10 protein-coding genes are annotated in these 13,110 nt (G+C 66.3%); 6 read left to right on the top strand and 4 right to left on the bottom strand.

The genetic code is table 11. The annotated features are described in order from the left end of the window. Nucleotides 1-130 precede the first annotated feature (130 nt). From H8S23_RS12930 to H8S23_RS12945, 4 genes are all read right to left on the bottom strand, one after another. Nucleotides 131-943, bottom strand: coding sequence for a DUF459 domain-containing protein (locus tag H8S23_RS12930; protein WP_186888773.1), 813 nt, complete (start codon nt 941-943; stop codon nt 131-133). Between the two features lie 436 nt (nt 944-1,379). Beyond that, nucleotides 1,380-2,588, bottom strand: a complete 1,209-nt coding sequence (locus H8S23_RS12935; protein WP_186888774.1) for a CaiB/BaiF CoA transferase family protein — start codon at nt 2,586-2,588, stop codon at nt 1,380-1,382. Next, the gene (locus tag H8S23_RS12940; RefSeq protein ID WP_186888775.1) at nt 2,581-2,916 is read right to left on the bottom strand and encodes an AtuA-related protein; all 336 of its coding nucleotides are present in this window, start codon (nt 2,914-2,916) and stop codon (nt 2,581-2,583) included. Before H8S23_RS12940 ends, H8S23_RS12935 begins: the two co-directional genes overlap by 8 nt. A gap of 1 nt (nt 2,917) precedes the next feature. Then, a complete protein-coding gene (locus tag H8S23_RS12945) occupies nt 2,918-4,285 on the bottom strand; it encodes an acyclic terpene utilization AtuA family protein (RefSeq protein WP_186888776.1) in 1,368 nt (455 codons plus the stop codon). A gap of 173 nt (nt 4,286-4,458) precedes the next feature. Between H8S23_RS12945 and H8S23_RS12950 the strand changes: the two genes are divergently transcribed. The 6 genes from H8S23_RS12950 (at nt 4,459) to H8S23_RS12975 (ending at nt 13,076) form a co-directional block, all read left to right on the top strand. Further along, entirely contained in the window at nt 4,459-5,481 is a 1,023-nt protein-coding gene (locus H8S23_RS12950; RefSeq protein WP_186888777.1) for a LacI family DNA-binding transcriptional regulator, read from the top strand. 209 nt (nt 5,482-5,690) lie between these two features. Further along, nucleotides 5,691-6,383: an anaerobic ribonucleoside-triphosphate reductase activating protein gene (locus H8S23_RS12955; RefSeq protein WP_186888778.1), complete on the top strand. Its 693-nt coding sequence runs from the start codon at nt 5,691-5,693 to the stop codon at nt 6,381-6,383. Nucleotides 6,384-6,595: 212 nt separating this feature from the next. Next, the gene (locus H8S23_RS12960) at nt 6,596-8,986 is read left to right on the top strand and encodes a ribonucleoside triphosphate reductase (RefSeq protein WP_186888779.1); all 2,391 of its coding nucleotides are present in this window, start codon (nt 6,596-6,598) and stop codon (nt 8,984-8,986) included. Nucleotides 8,987-10,489: 1,503 nt separating this feature from the next. Beyond that, nucleotides 10,490-10,936 (top strand): DUF134 domain-containing protein, encoded by a 447-nt coding sequence (locus tag H8S23_RS12965; protein WP_186888780.1) that lies wholly within the window; start codon nt 10,490-10,492, stop codon nt 10,934-10,936. Beyond that, nucleotides 10,914-11,348, top strand: a complete 435-nt coding sequence (locus H8S23_RS12970) for a NifB/NifX family molybdenum-iron cluster-binding protein (RefSeq protein ID WP_186888781.1) — start codon at nt 10,914-10,916, stop codon at nt 11,346-11,348. Before H8S23_RS12965 ends, H8S23_RS12970 begins: the two co-directional genes overlap by 23 nt. A gap of 18 nt (nt 11,349-11,366) precedes the next feature. After that, the gene (locus tag H8S23_RS12975; protein WP_186888782.1) at nt 11,367-13,076 is read left to right on the top strand and encodes an FAD-dependent oxidoreductase; all 1,710 of its coding nucleotides are present in this window, start codon (nt 11,367-11,369) and stop codon (nt 13,074-13,076) included. Nucleotides 13,077-13,110 lie beyond the last annotated feature (34 nt).

Consider the following 13,110-nt stretch of genomic DNA (forward strand, 5'->3'; position numbering starts at 1 on the left):
CTTAACTTAATGACATTGGCCGCAAGGCCGGTCTCTTTTTATGCTGTCCGCGCCCCGCGGGCCGAAAGCACTGCGCCCCGCGGGCAGGCGCCGGGACGGGGGCTGCGGCGCCCGCGCCCCTGCTGTTCCGTCAGGGCTGGACGCCCATCTCGCGCAGCTTTTCGTGCATCAGCCGGGTCCAGACGGCGTGGCCCTGCGCGTTCAGGTGGATGCCGTCCCGCACAAAATACTCCGGCCGGAACGCCCCCTCGGGGGTGGTCATCGCCGCGGTGGCGTCGATGAACTCCATCCGCTCGGTCCGGGCGCAGTAATCGGCCAGAAACTTGTTCAGGGTCTGGATATCCTGCCAGTATTGGGGGCGGCCCGGCAGCGGCAGGCCGGACATGACGACAAAGCGGGCCTGGGGCAGGCGGCTGCGGTACTCTGCGAACAGCCGCTCCTTATTGCGCTGGATCTGCTCCAGCGTCAGCCCCCGGGCGTTGTCGTTGGAGCCGGTCTGGAGGAACACCACCGAGGGCTCGTAGGGATAGAGCATCCGCTCCGCCTGCTGCTCCATCAGCGCGTCGGTGGAGCCGCCGAACCCGTGGTTTTGGGCGGCATAGGGCTTCATATCGTCTTCCAGCGTTTTCCAGAACGTGAAGTTGGAAGCGCCGTAAAAGACGATCTCCCCTTTCGGCCGGCTGCCGTACCGCAGCTCAAACTTTTTGGCGCACAGCGCAAGGCCGGGCCGCAGCAGCGGGCCGGTGCAGCCCACCATCCCCAGCCGCAGCAAAAAGGCAAAGGCCGCCGCAAGCGCCGCCAGAAGCAGCGCCGCAAAGAGCCACAGGTTTACAACGGCCGCCAGGACCAGCGCGGCGAGCAGCAGCGCGCCGGGGAGCGCCGCCTTTTTCACGGCGGGCGGGAGGGCTGCGCCCGCTGCCGTTTTTCTGTCTTTTTTCAGCAAAAACACCTCCTCAAACGCATCCGGGCAAAAACAGGGGGATACGCCGCGGCGGGGGCGGTGGAGACGCTGCCCCCGCCGCGGGCCCCCGCCCTGCCCGGGTCGTAAAAAACCGGCCGCAGGGCCTGTACGGCACGCCGCACAGGAGGCCGGCCGCGGCGCGGGAACAGCCCGGTCCCCCAGGCGCTGTGCGGGAACAGCGGGGACAGAGGCGGCGATGTGCCGCGGGCCCGTCTGAGGCGGCGATGTGCCACGGGCCCCCTGCCCTTGCCGCGCCGCTGCCGCGCGCAGAAAGCCGCTTCATCTCCGGCGCAGGCACACTGCGGGCGGGGTCCCCGTGCGGAAACGCCGGTTTTGTGCCGGCAGGCGCGCCGCAGGCGCAGACCCCCCCGCGGCATCCGGCTCTTTCACCGCCGGCGGCGCGCTGCGTCCGCCGGGGTCAGAACACGTTCTTTTCTTTCAGGGCGGCCAGTTCCGCCGGCGACAGGCCCAGCGCGGAAAAGACGGCCTCATTGTCCTGCCCCAGCGCGGGGGCGGGGGCGCGCACCGCGGCGGGGGTGCCCATCAGCTTGACGGCGCAGCCGTTCACCGTGACCTCCCCCAGCGTGGGATGTTCGGTGCGAACAAACATCTCCCGCTCTTTTACGTGCGGGTCGTCCAAAATCTGGCTCACGTCCAGGATCGGCCCGGCAGGGATGCCGTGCGCCAGCAGGATCTCCGCGGCCTGCGCCATCGTCTTGTCCGCCAGCCACGCCTCGATCAGCTCTTTCAGGTCGTCCTGATGCTCCAGCCGTCCGGTCATGTCGGCAAACCGGGGGTCGGCGGCCAGCTGGGGCTGTTCCAGGATCTCGGTGCAGAGCTTGCCGAACAGCTTCTGGTTGCCGCAGGCCACGATGACCACGCCGTCCCTGCAGCGGAACCCGTCGTAGGGAGAGACCGCCGCGTAGCGGTTGCCCATGCGGGGCGGCACCTGGCCGGATTCCAGATATTTGAGGGCCGTGTTCTCGGTGGCCGCGATCACCGAATCCATCAGCGAGACGTCCACCCGCTGCCCTTGGCCGGTGATGGCGCGGGCGTTCACGGCCGCCAGGATGCCGATGGTCACATGCAGCCCGCCCAGGATATCCCCCAGGGCGCTGCCCGCGCGGGTGGGGCCGCCGCCCGCAGGGCCGGTGATGGCCATCATGCCGCCCATGGCCTGGGCCAGGATGTCGTAGCCCGGCCGCAGGTGATAGGGCCCGTAGCTGCCAAAGCCGCTCACCGCCGCATAGATGATGCGCGGGTTCACCTGCCGCAACTCCTCATAGCCCAGGCCCAGCCGGTCCATCACGCCGGGGCGGTAGTTCTCGATGACCACGTCCGCGCTTTTTACCATCCGCAGGAAAAGCTCTTTCCCCTCCGGCGTTTTCAGGTTCAGGGTGACGCCCCGCTTGTTGCGGTTGATATTTGCAAAATAAAGGCTCTCCCGCACGCCGTTTTTATTCTCGCGGAACGGCGGGTAGCTGCGCGTGTCGTCGCCGGTGCCCGGCATCTCGATCTTGATGACGTCGGCGCCCATGTCCGCCAGCATCATGGTGCAGAAAGGCCCCGCCAGCACCCGTGTCAGGTCCAGCACGGTCAGATTTTCCAGCGCCCGGTGGTCAGACATCCAGCTCGCCCTCCTCCACCTGCACCTTCATGCGCAGAAAAGCGGAGCCCATGGATTTGCCCAGGCTGTCCAGCCGCAGCGAGAGGGTGGCCCCGCCGCCCAGGGCGTGCTTCATCACAAAGTTGAAGCCGTCCAGGGTGGGCACATCATAGCGGATGATCTCCCCTTTGACCATGTCCCCGAAGTGGGCGCGCACCTTTTCCACCGAGAGCTCCCGCTGCAGGATGGGGTAATATTCCGGCCTGCGGGCAAAAATACAGACATTGCTGGTGTCGCCCTTGTCGCCGCTGCGGCCGTGGGCGATCTGGTTCAGATAAATTTCCGCCATCTCATTCTACCTCCAGGATATGGGTGGTCAGCTTCAGCGCGTCGCGGGGGATCAGGGTCGGCCAGAGGCCGATGACCTCCTGCACGTGGGGACGCCCGCCGAAAAAGCTGGCGCCCGGGGGGCCGTTCAGCTGCAGCGGCGCGATCTCGGGGATCAGCTTTGCGGCCTGGGCCTTCTCCCGGGTGCGCACGGCGATGCGCAGCACCACCTCGTTGAGGCCCTCGATCTGCGCGGGGCTCATGTCCGCGACCCCCAGATGCAGGCTGTTGAGGCCGATATAGCTGATGTGGACGTCCTCGGCCTGCAGGCCCTTGCGGCGCATCTTTTTCATCAGGATCTCCGCCGCGTACTGCGCCTTTTCATAGGCGTCGGGCCAGGCAAAGCTGAGCATGCCCACGACCTTGTAGCCCGCATGGTAGCCGATGGAGAGCTTGAGGGTGTCGGGACGGGGCTTGCCGCGGACGCCGCCCACCCGCACCCGGTTTTCCCCCGTCTGGGTCAGGGTGGCGCGGCTGATGTCCACATTCACGTCCGGGGTCAGATAATTGGCCGGGTCGTGCACCTCGTACAAAAACTGCTCCTTGCAGCTCTGCTCGCAGATCAGGCCGCCGCAGTTCTCCGCCTTGGTGATCTCAAAGGTGTCCGGGCCGATCTCGGCGATGGGAAAGCCCAGGTCGTCCATGTCCGGCACCTGCCTCCAGCCGTACTGGAAGTTGCCGCCTGAGCCCTGGCCGCCGCACTCCAGCAGATGGCCGGCCATGATGCCGCGGGCCAGATCGTCCCAGTCGTCCGCGGCCCAGCCGAACTCGTGCACGAACGGGGCCAGAAACATGGCGCTGTCCGCCGCGCGGCCGCAGAGCACGGTGTCCGCGCCCTGCGCCAGGCAGTCGGCTATGGCCTCGTGCCCATAGTAGACGTTGGCGTTGAAGACCTGGTCCCGGATCTCGCTGAAATCGCCCACGTCGTCGATATTCCGGAACTCCACCCCCTGGGCCAGCAGGTCGGGGATGCGGTCTTTCAAATCGTCGCCCAGCACATAGCCGATCCGGTAACCGCGCAGGCCCTGGGCCGCCATCTCGGCCCGCAGCGCCTCCACCGCGCCCGCAATGTTCATGCCGCCGGCGTTGGTGATCACCCGGATGCCCCGGCGGTAGGCGTCCGCCCCGGCCTCCCGCATCAGGCCGATAAAGTCGCGGGCATACCCCGCGTCGGGATTTTTCAGCTTTTGCCTGGCCATGATGGAGAGGGTCAGCTCCGCCAGGTAGTCGCAGCCCAGGTACTGGATGTCCCCGTGGCGCAGCAGGTGGACCGCCGCGTCGTTGGAGTCGCCCCAAAAACCCTGGCCGCCCCCGATGGCAATTTTTTTCATGTAAAGCCTCCTGAAAGGATGTTTAAGTATTACGTTGTACTTACCGCGCTTCCAGCATACTCCGCCGCCGCCGCGCTGTCAACTGCCGCTTGCAATTTTTGTGAAGTATTCTATAATTTAAGTAGAGCGTTTGAGCTGTTTTTACAAACCCGGCCCCAGAGAAGGGAGCGCATATGGCAACCATCAAAGAACTGGCCGCCTATACCGGCCTTTCCCCCAGCACCGTTTCCATTGTATTGGGGGGCAAGGCGCAGCAGCGGAAGATCCCCGAGAACACCCAGCGGCGGGTGCAGGAGGCGGCGCAGGCCCTGGGCTACCGGCCCAACATCTCCGCCCGCCGCCTGCGCGACCCCGAGGCCAAGGAGAGCATGGTGGTGGCGGTTTTCTGGGCGGAGGACTTCCGCGCGCCCATGATGGTGCGCTTTCTGCGCGGGCTGCGCCGGGCCATCCAGGCGCAGGGCGGGGGCTGCGAGGTGCTGATCCACCCCTATACCTGCGGCAGACTGCGGGAAGAGCGCTCCCTCATCTCTCTTTCGATGTTCAACGCCGCCGTCATCTGCAACGCCTCGGCGGAGGATCTCGCCTGGCTGGAGCAGGCCAAGCCCCTGCTGCCCATTGTGCTGTACAACCGCCGCAGCGACAGCTACTGCACCGTCAATGTGGACGACGCGCGCATCGGTGCGCTGCCGGCGGAGGTCTTTTCGGCCCACCGCCGCCGCCGCGCGGCCGTGCTGACGGCGGACGAGGTGTTTTACGGCATGCGGGTGCGCACCGATCGCTTTTTGGCCCGCTGCGGCGAACTGGGGCTGGCTGTGGGGCCGGTGCTGCGGCAGGAAAATTCGATGCGGGGCGGCTGCGAGGGGGCGCTGGCCCTCTGCGCGCTGCCGGGGGACGAGCGGCCCGACTGCCTGTTCTGCGCCTCCGACGCGCTGGCCCTGGGGGCGCTGCGCGGGTTCCATCAGCGGGGGCTTTGCCTGCCGCAGGCGCTGGAACTCATCGCCGTGGGCAACGGGGAGCGGGAGGCGGAGGAATACGCCTGGCCCAGCTTGGCGGTGGTGAGCGTACCGATCGAAGAAATGGCGGTGGAGTGCTTTTACCTGCTGCGGCGTCTGGTGCGCGGCGAGGTGCGGCCGCCGTTTTCCCGCCCCATGGAGGTGCGGTATCTGCCGGGCGAGAGCTGCCCCGAAAGTCCCTGAACGGCGAAAAAGGGACGGAAAGACCACCGCGCCGGAGGGCGGAAAGACCGCCGCCGCGGGGGACGGCCCACGGCCTGCCGCAGCGGCTGAAAGCCCGCCCGCACCGCCGCGGGCACAGGCCGCCGCGGACGCCGGGAGGGCCGGCGGCCCGAAATCGTTTGCCGCACCGGGGCGGCGGGGCGCGGCTGCGCGCCGGAAAGGAAAGAGCCATGAAAATAGAAGGACTGCAGAAACTGACCCTGCTCGACTATCCCGGCCGCCTGGCCTGTACTGTTTTTCTGGGCGGCTGCAATCTGCGCTGCCCGTTCTGTCACAACGCCGACCTGGTGCTGCCGGGCCGCCCGTCGGCCGACATCGGCCGCGGGGAGCTGATCGATTTTTTAAAAAAGCGGCGCGGCGTTCTGCAGGGGGTGTGCGTCACCGGCGGCGAGCCGCTGGTGTCGGACGGCGTGGAGGAACTGCTGCGCGAGATCAAAGATCTGGGCTATGCGGTAAAGCTGGACACCAACGGCACCTTTCCCGACCGCCTGCAGGCGCTGGCGGCGCAGGGGCTGGTGGACTATGTGGCCATGGACGTCAAAAATGCGCCGGAGAGCTACGGCCCCACGGTGGGCCTGCCCGGCTTTGACCCGGCGCCGGTGCTGCGCAGCGCCGCATTTTTGCTCTCGGGCGCGGTGGAGTACGAGTTTCGCACCACCGTGGTGGACGAGCTGCACACCGAGGCGGATTTCGAGTCCATCGGCCGCTGGCTGGCGGGCGCAAAGCGCTATTTTTTGCAGGGCTTTGTGGACTCCGGCAACCTGGTGGGCCAGGGGCTGCACGCGGCGCCCAAAGAGCGGATGGAGCGGTTCCGCCAGATTTTGCTGCCGTTGATTCCGGCCGCAGAAATACGCGGCGTATAACTATATCTAGTATAAATAAAAATATGCCACACAAAATATTGACTTGCAGGGACCCCTGTGTTATCCTTTTAGGGAGGCACTCTCCACGCGCGCCCCAAGGCGCCGCAGGCCCCGGCAGGTCTTTCTTTTTGTGCCCGGCCGGGCGGCGCCCGCCGCGGCAGGACAGCGGGCCGGCGGAGAGCAGAATTCAAAGAATCGAGGCAGGCAGGAACATGTATAAGGTAGTGAAGAGGGACGGCACCCTCGCGGAGTTCGACATCAGCAAGATCGGCGCGGCCATCACCAAGGCGTTCGAGGCGCTGGAAAAGCAGTACCACCCCAGCGTGATCGATCTGCTGGCGCTCAAGGTCACCTCTGACTTTGAGCCCAAGATCCGGGACGGCTGCATCCAGGTGGAGGACATTCAGGACAGCGTGGAGGAAGTGCTCAGCCTGGCGGGCTACGCGGACGTGGCCAAGGCCTATATCCTCTACCGCAAGCAGCGCGAAAAGGTGCGCAACGTCAAATCCTCCCTGCTGGACTATAAAAAGCTGGTGGGGGATTACCTGAACGTCAGCGACTGGCGCGTCAAGGAAAACTCCACCGTCACCTATTCGGTGGGCGGCCTGATCCTGAGCAACAGCGGCGCCATCACCGCAAACTACTGGCTCAGCGAGATCTACGACGAGGAGATCGCAGAGGCGCACCGCAGCGCCGCCATCCACCTGCACGACCTGTCGATGCTGACCGGCTACTGCGCCGGCTGGTCGCTGCGCCAGCTGATCGAAGAGGGCCTGGGCGGCGTGCCCGGCAAGATCACCTCTTCGCCTGCCAAGCACCTGGCCAGCCTGTGCAACCAGATGGTCAACTTTTTGGGCATCATGCAGAACGAGTGGGCCGGCGCCCAGGCGTTCTCCTCTTTCGACACTTATCTCGCCCCCTTTGTCAAGGTGGACAATCTGACCTATTACGAGGTCAAAAAGTGCATCGAGTCCTTTATCTACGGCGTCAACACCCCCAGCCGCTGGGGCACCCAGGCCCCCTTCTCCAACATCACGCTGGACTGGACCGTGCCGCCCGATCTGGCCGAGCAGCCCGCCATTGTGGGCGGCAAGCCGATGGACTTCAAGTACAAGGACTGCAAGGCCGAGATGGACATGGTCAACAAGGCTTTCATTGAGATCATGATCGAGGGCGACGCAGAGGGGCGCGGCTTCCAATACCCCATCCCCACCTATTCCATCACCAAGGATTTCGACTGGTCGGACACGGAGAACAACCGGCTGCTGTTCGAGATGACCGCCAAGTACGGCACCCCCTATTTCTCCAACTATATCAACAGCGACATGGAGCCCAGCGACGTGCGCAGCATGTGCTGCCGCCTGCGGCTGGACCTGCGTGAGCTGCGCAAAAAGTCCGGCGGCTTCTTCGGCAGCGGCGAGAGCACCGGTTCGGTGGGCGTGGTCACCATCAACCTGCCCCGCATCGCCTATCTGGCCAAGGACGAGGCGGATTTTTACAAGCGGCTGGATAAGCTGATGGACGTCTCCGCCCGCTCGCTGCACATCAAGCGCACCGTCATCACCAAACTGCTGAACGAGGGCCTGTACCCCTACACCAAGCGGTATCTGGGCTCGTTCGACAACCACTTTTCCACCATCGGCCTGCTGGGCATGAACGAGGCGGGCCTCAACGCCAAATGGCTGGGAGAGGACCTCACCCACGCCGACACCCAGCGCTTTGCCCGCGACGTGCTGAACCACATGCGCGAGCGCCTGAGCGATTATCAGGAGGAGTACGGCGAGCTGTACAACCTGGAGGCCACCCCTGCCGAGTCCACCAGCTACCGGCTGGCCAAGCACGACAAGGCGCGCTATCCGGACATCGTCACGGCGGGCGACAGCGACGGCGCACCCTACTACACCAACAGCTCTCATCTGCCGGTGGGCTATACGGCGGACATCTTTGAGGCGCTGGACGTGCAGGACGAGCTGCAGACCCTTTACACCTCGGGCACGGTGTTCCACGCATTTCTGGGTGAAAAGCTGCCGGACTGGAAAGCGGCCGCGACCCTGGTGCGCACCATTGCCGAGAACTATACCCTGCCCTATTACACCCTGTCGCCCACCTATTCCATCTGCAAGCATCACGGCTATCTGGCGGGCGAGCAGTACACCTGCCCGGAGTGCGGCGGCCGCACCGAGGTCTACAGCCGCATTACCGGCTATTACCGCCCGGTGCAGAACTGGAACGACGGCAAGACCCAGGAGTTCAAGGAGCGCAAGGTCTACGACATCGGCAACTCTCACCTGAAAGAGGGGCACAAACCCGCCTCCAATACCGTCACTGTGCCGCAGAAGCCGGCGGCGGGCAACAGCGCCCGGGTACTGCTGTTCACCACCTCTACCTGCCCCAAGTGCAAGGTGGCGGGCGCGATGCTGGACTCGGCGGACCTGTCGTTTGAAAAGGTCGTGGCCGACGAGGCGGGCAATGAAGAGCTGGCGCGCGCCTATGGGATCAGCCAGGCGCCCACCCTGGTGGTCCAGAATGGGGACGCGGTAGAAAAGTACAGCGACGTGGCCGCGATCAAGCGGTATATCGACGCGGCCCGGAACGGGCAGTAAGCGCACGGAAAAAAGACGCGGCGGCTTTGCCGCAGGCGCCGATCTGAAAAATTTTGCAGGGCGGGCCGGTGCTTTTGTACCGGCCCGCCTTTTCTGATCGCTCGAGGCCGCCGGGGAAGCGCGTCTGCGGCCGCCGTGGGGACCGCCCCCTGCCCGCCCGGCGACGGCCGCGGCCCCCCAGCGGAAAGAGCGCGTCCGCGCCGCGCCGGCCGGCAGCCGCGGACCGGGGCCGGAAAAGCGGCGGCGCATGGGCGGCGTCCTCAGGCGAAGCACGGCGGCCGGTTCTCAGCACCGCCGCGCGCACAGATGATCGGCTCATCAGCCCGCTTCCCGATCGGGATGAAGCGGTGTTCTCAGCACCGCTGCGCGCGCATACGATCGGGTTGGCGGCTCTTTGAAGCGGGGACCGGCGTCAGGTCCGCGGCGGCGTGCGGGGAGGAAACCTCGCCCGGCCTTTCCCTGCCCGCACCTGCCTGCGCCTGCGCTCGGCGTATTCGTGTTTTAAATCCGGTGTGCCCATTGCCCATATCCAGTGTGTCCGCATCAGCATCCGGCGTGCCCATGCTTGGGGCGGCAGACCCGTGTCTGGACTAGAGTACCTGTGTCCGCGCCCAGCGTGCCCGCGTCCGCGCCTTACGTCCGGCACGCGCGTGTCAAGGCCGGTGTCCCATGCCCGCGCCCCAGCGCCGCCCATATCTGTGCCCGGTGCGTGCCTGTGCCGGCACCCAGCGCATTCGTGTCTGTACCTGTGGCGGGATGTGGGTGTACGGCGCGTCTGTGTCGCCGTGTCCGCACCTGATGTGTCTGTACTCGGTATGCCAGTGCATCCGCATCCGCGTCGGGCGTGCCAATGTTTGGGGCGGTGGCCCGTATCTGAACTAGGGTGCCTGTGTCAGCGCTCAGCCCGCCCGCGTCTGTGCTTTATGCCCGGCACGCTCGTGTCAAGGCCGGTGTGCATGCCTGCGCCCCAGCGCGCCTGAATCCTGTACCCGGTACGTGCCTGTGCCTATGCAGAGTGTCCATGTCTGCGCCCGGCATGTTCGTGTCTGCACCAGGCCGTCCCTGTCCCCCGGCGCGCCTGTACCTGTGGCCATTGTGCCCGTGCCGCCAGTGCATCCATGTCCATACCCGTGTCTGTGCCCGGTGTGCCCCTATCCAGTGCGTTCGTGCTTGCGCTGATGCGTCCGCGGCTGTACTAAGGGACCCGAGTCAATGTCCAGTGTGCCCACGTCTGCGCCGATGCGTCTCTTCCTATTCCCCACTGCCCATGCCTGACCCCGGTGCGTCGGTGTGAGCGCCCCGTGTGCCTGCACCTGCGCTTCAGCGCGCCCGTGTCCCTCCTCTCCCGTTCCGGGAAAGCGCGGAGCGGCCGCTTTTTTCGGCGGCCGCTCCCCCGGGCTATCACCGCGCCAGCGAAAAGAAAATTCATAAAAAGATAATTGACATATGTCAAAAACGATGCTAGGATAAAGCTACAGGCCACAGCGAGGGGAGGCGTCCGGGATGCCGAGGCCTAAAAAATGCCGCCGGGTCTGCGCCCTGCCGCGGGAAGCGGGATTTTCCCCGCTGGGCCAGGGCGACGGCGGGCCGCCGGTGGAGATGGCGGTGGACGAATACGAGGCGGTGCGGCTGATCGACCTGCTGGGATGCACCCAGGAGGAGTGCGCGGCCCAGATGGGGGTGGCGCGCACCACGGTGCAGGCGGTGTACGACAGGGCGCGGCGCAAGCTGGCCGAGGCGCTGGTGCGCGGGCGCGGGCTCGAGGTGCGGGGCGGGGAGTTTGTCCTCTGCTCCCGCGCGGAAGGGTGCTGCGGCAGCGGCTGTGCCGGGGGCGGGTGCGCGCGGCGGCGCTGCGCTGCAGCGGTGCAGGAAGCCGGCCCCGCCGCAGGGGACGGCTGCAAAAAACAGAAGAGAGGTTGTTGTCATCATGAAGATCGCGGTCACACATGAAAACGGGAACGTCTTTGGCCATTTTGGCCACACGGCGGAATTCAAGCTTTACGAGGCGCAGGACGGCAGGATCGTCTCCGCGCGGGTGGTGCCCACGGCGGGCAGCGGCCACGGCGCGCTGGCCGGCTTTTTGCAGGCGCAGGGGGTAGAGGCGCTGATCTGCGGCGGCATCGGCGGCGGCGCGCGGGACGCGCTGGCAGCGGCGGGCATCGCCCTGTATCCCGGGGTCACCGGCAGCGCGGACGCCGCGGCAGCGGCGCTGGCTGCGGGCAGCCTGTCCTATGACCCGGCCGCAAAGTGCGCCGGGCATGAACACGGGCATGAGGGCGGCTGTCACGGACAGGAAAGCGGCTGCCATGGCCATGAGGGCGGCTGCGGCCAGGATCGGCACGGCTGCGCAGGCCGGGGCTGAAAAAAGGAGGAAAAGCGGATGAAAGTACTCATCATCGGCGGCGTCGCGGGCGGCGCCACCGCAGCTGCGCGGCTGCGCAGGCTGGACGAAGAGGCGCAGATCGTGATGCTGGAGCGCAGCGGCTATGTCTCTTACGCCAACTGCGGCCTGCCCTATTATGTGGGCGGGGAGATCACCGACCGCAAAAAGCTGACCCTGCAGACGCCGGAAAGCTTTGCCGGCCGGTTCCGCGTCGAGGCGCGGGTGCGTCAGGAGGCGCTTTCCATCGACCGGGCGGCAAAGCAGGTGCGGGTGCGCCGGCTGGACGACGGCTCGGAATATACAGAGAGCTATGACAAGCTGATCCTTGCCCCCGGCGCACGGCCGGTGAGGCCGCCGCTGCCCGGCATCGACGGCGGGCGCATCTTTACGCTGCGCACGGTGGAGGACACCTTTGCCCTGCGCGGCTTTATCGAGGAGCAGCGGCCCGCCCGCGCCGTGGTGGTGGGCGGCGGTTTTATCGGCCTGGAGATGGCGGAGAACCTGACCCGCGCGGGGCTGTCGGTCACGCTGGTGGAGCGGTTGGACCAGGTGCTCGCGCCGCTGGACCGGGACATGGCCGCTCTGCTGCACGCCCACCTGCGGGATAAAGGGGTGACGCTGCGCCTGGAGACCGCGGTGGCGGACTTTGAGGACTGCGGCGGCGGCGTGCGTACCCTGCTGGAGGGGGGCGAGGCGCTGGAGGCAGACCTGGTGCTGCTGGCCATCGGCGTGTCGCCCGACACCCGTCTGGCGGAAGAGGCGGGGCTGGCGCTGGGCGCCCGCAAGTCCATCGCGGTGGATGAGCAGATGCGCACCTCCGACCCGGACATCTACGCGGTGGGGGACGCGGTACAGGTGAAAAACCTCATTACCGGCGCACCCGCGCTGCTGCCCCTGGCGGGGCCCGCCAACAAGCAGGCCCGCATCGCGGCTGACAACATCTGCGGCAGGCCGAGCCGCTTTTCCGGCGTGCAGGGCACCAGTGTGCTCAAGCTGTTTGATCTGACCGCGGCCTCCACCGGCCTCAACGAGGCGGCGGCAAAAGCGGCGGGCATCGCTTTTGACAAGGTGGTCACCTTCTCGGCCAACCATGCCTCCTATTATCCGGGCGCGGTCAATATGACGGTCAAGGTGCTGTTCGCATCCGACACCGGGCGGCTGCTGGGCGCGCAGATCGTGGGCGCAGAGGGGGTCGACAAGCGCATCGACGTGCTTGCCGCGGCCATCCGCGGCGGTCTGACCGGGCCCGACCTCACCGAGCTGGAGCTGGCGTATGCGCCGCCCTACTCCTCGGCCAAGGACCCGGTGAATATGGCGGGCTATGTCATCGAAAACCTGCTCACCGGCACGGTGCGCCAGTTCCATTGGGACCAGGTGGACGCCCTGCCCCGGGACGGCAGCGTCACCCTGCTGGACACCCGCACCGACGCGGAGTACGGGGCCGGGCACATCGAGGGCACGGTGCACATCCCGCTGGACAGCCTGCGGCAGCGCCTGTCTGAGCTGGATCCCGCAAAGCCGGTCTATGTCAACTGCCAAAGCGGCCTGCGCAGCTATATCGCCTGCCGCATCCTCAGCCAGAATGGGTTTACCTGTTACAATCTTTCGGGCGGCTACCGTTTTTATGAGATCGTGAAGCGGCAGAGCGCTCTGGACACCGCGCCCGCGCATCCCTGCGGGCTGCCGGTGGACCAGAAAAAAGCCTGAATACAAAGCCGCGGGGCTTGTCCCCGCGGCTTTT

This window comes from Anaerofilum hominis, from assembly GCF_014287275.1.
Lineage (GTDB): Bacteria > Bacillota > Clostridia > Oscillospirales > Ruminococcaceae > Pygmaiobacter > Pygmaiobacter hominis.

Bases quoted from the DNA above. Each gene is read 5' to 3' on its own strand.
- H8S23_RS12935 (WP_186888774.1), bottom strand. From the start codon at position 2,588: ATGTCTGACCACCGGGCGCTGGAAAATCTGACCGTGCTGGACCTGACA.
- H8S23_RS12940 (WP_186888775.1), bottom strand. From the start codon at position 2,916: ATGGCGGAAATTTATCTGAACCAGATCGCCCACGGCCGCAGCGGCGAC.
- H8S23_RS12945 (WP_186888776.1), bottom strand. From the start codon at position 4,285: ATGAAAAAAATTGCCATCGGGGGCGGCCAGGGTTTTTGGGGCGACTCC.
- H8S23_RS12950 (WP_186888777.1), top strand. From the start codon at position 4,459: ATGGCAACCATCAAAGAACTGGCCGCCTATACCGGCCTTTCCCCCAGC.
- H8S23_RS12955 (WP_186888778.1), top strand. From the start codon at position 5,691: ATGAAAATAGAAGGACTGCAGAAACTGACCCTGCTCGACTATCCCGGC.
- H8S23_RS12960 (WP_186888779.1), top strand. From the start codon at position 6,596: ATGTATAAGGTAGTGAAGAGGGACGGCACCCTCGCGGAGTTCGACATC.
- H8S23_RS12965 (WP_186888780.1), top strand. From the start codon at position 10,490: ATGCCGAGGCCTAAAAAATGCCGCCGGGTCTGCGCCCTGCCGCGGGAA.
- H8S23_RS12970 (WP_186888781.1), top strand. From the start codon at position 10,914: ATGAAGATCGCGGTCACACATGAAAACGGGAACGTCTTTGGCCATTTT.
- H8S23_RS12975 (WP_186888782.1), top strand. From the start codon at position 11,367: ATGAAAGTACTCATCATCGGCGGCGTCGCGGGCGGCGCCACCGCAGCT.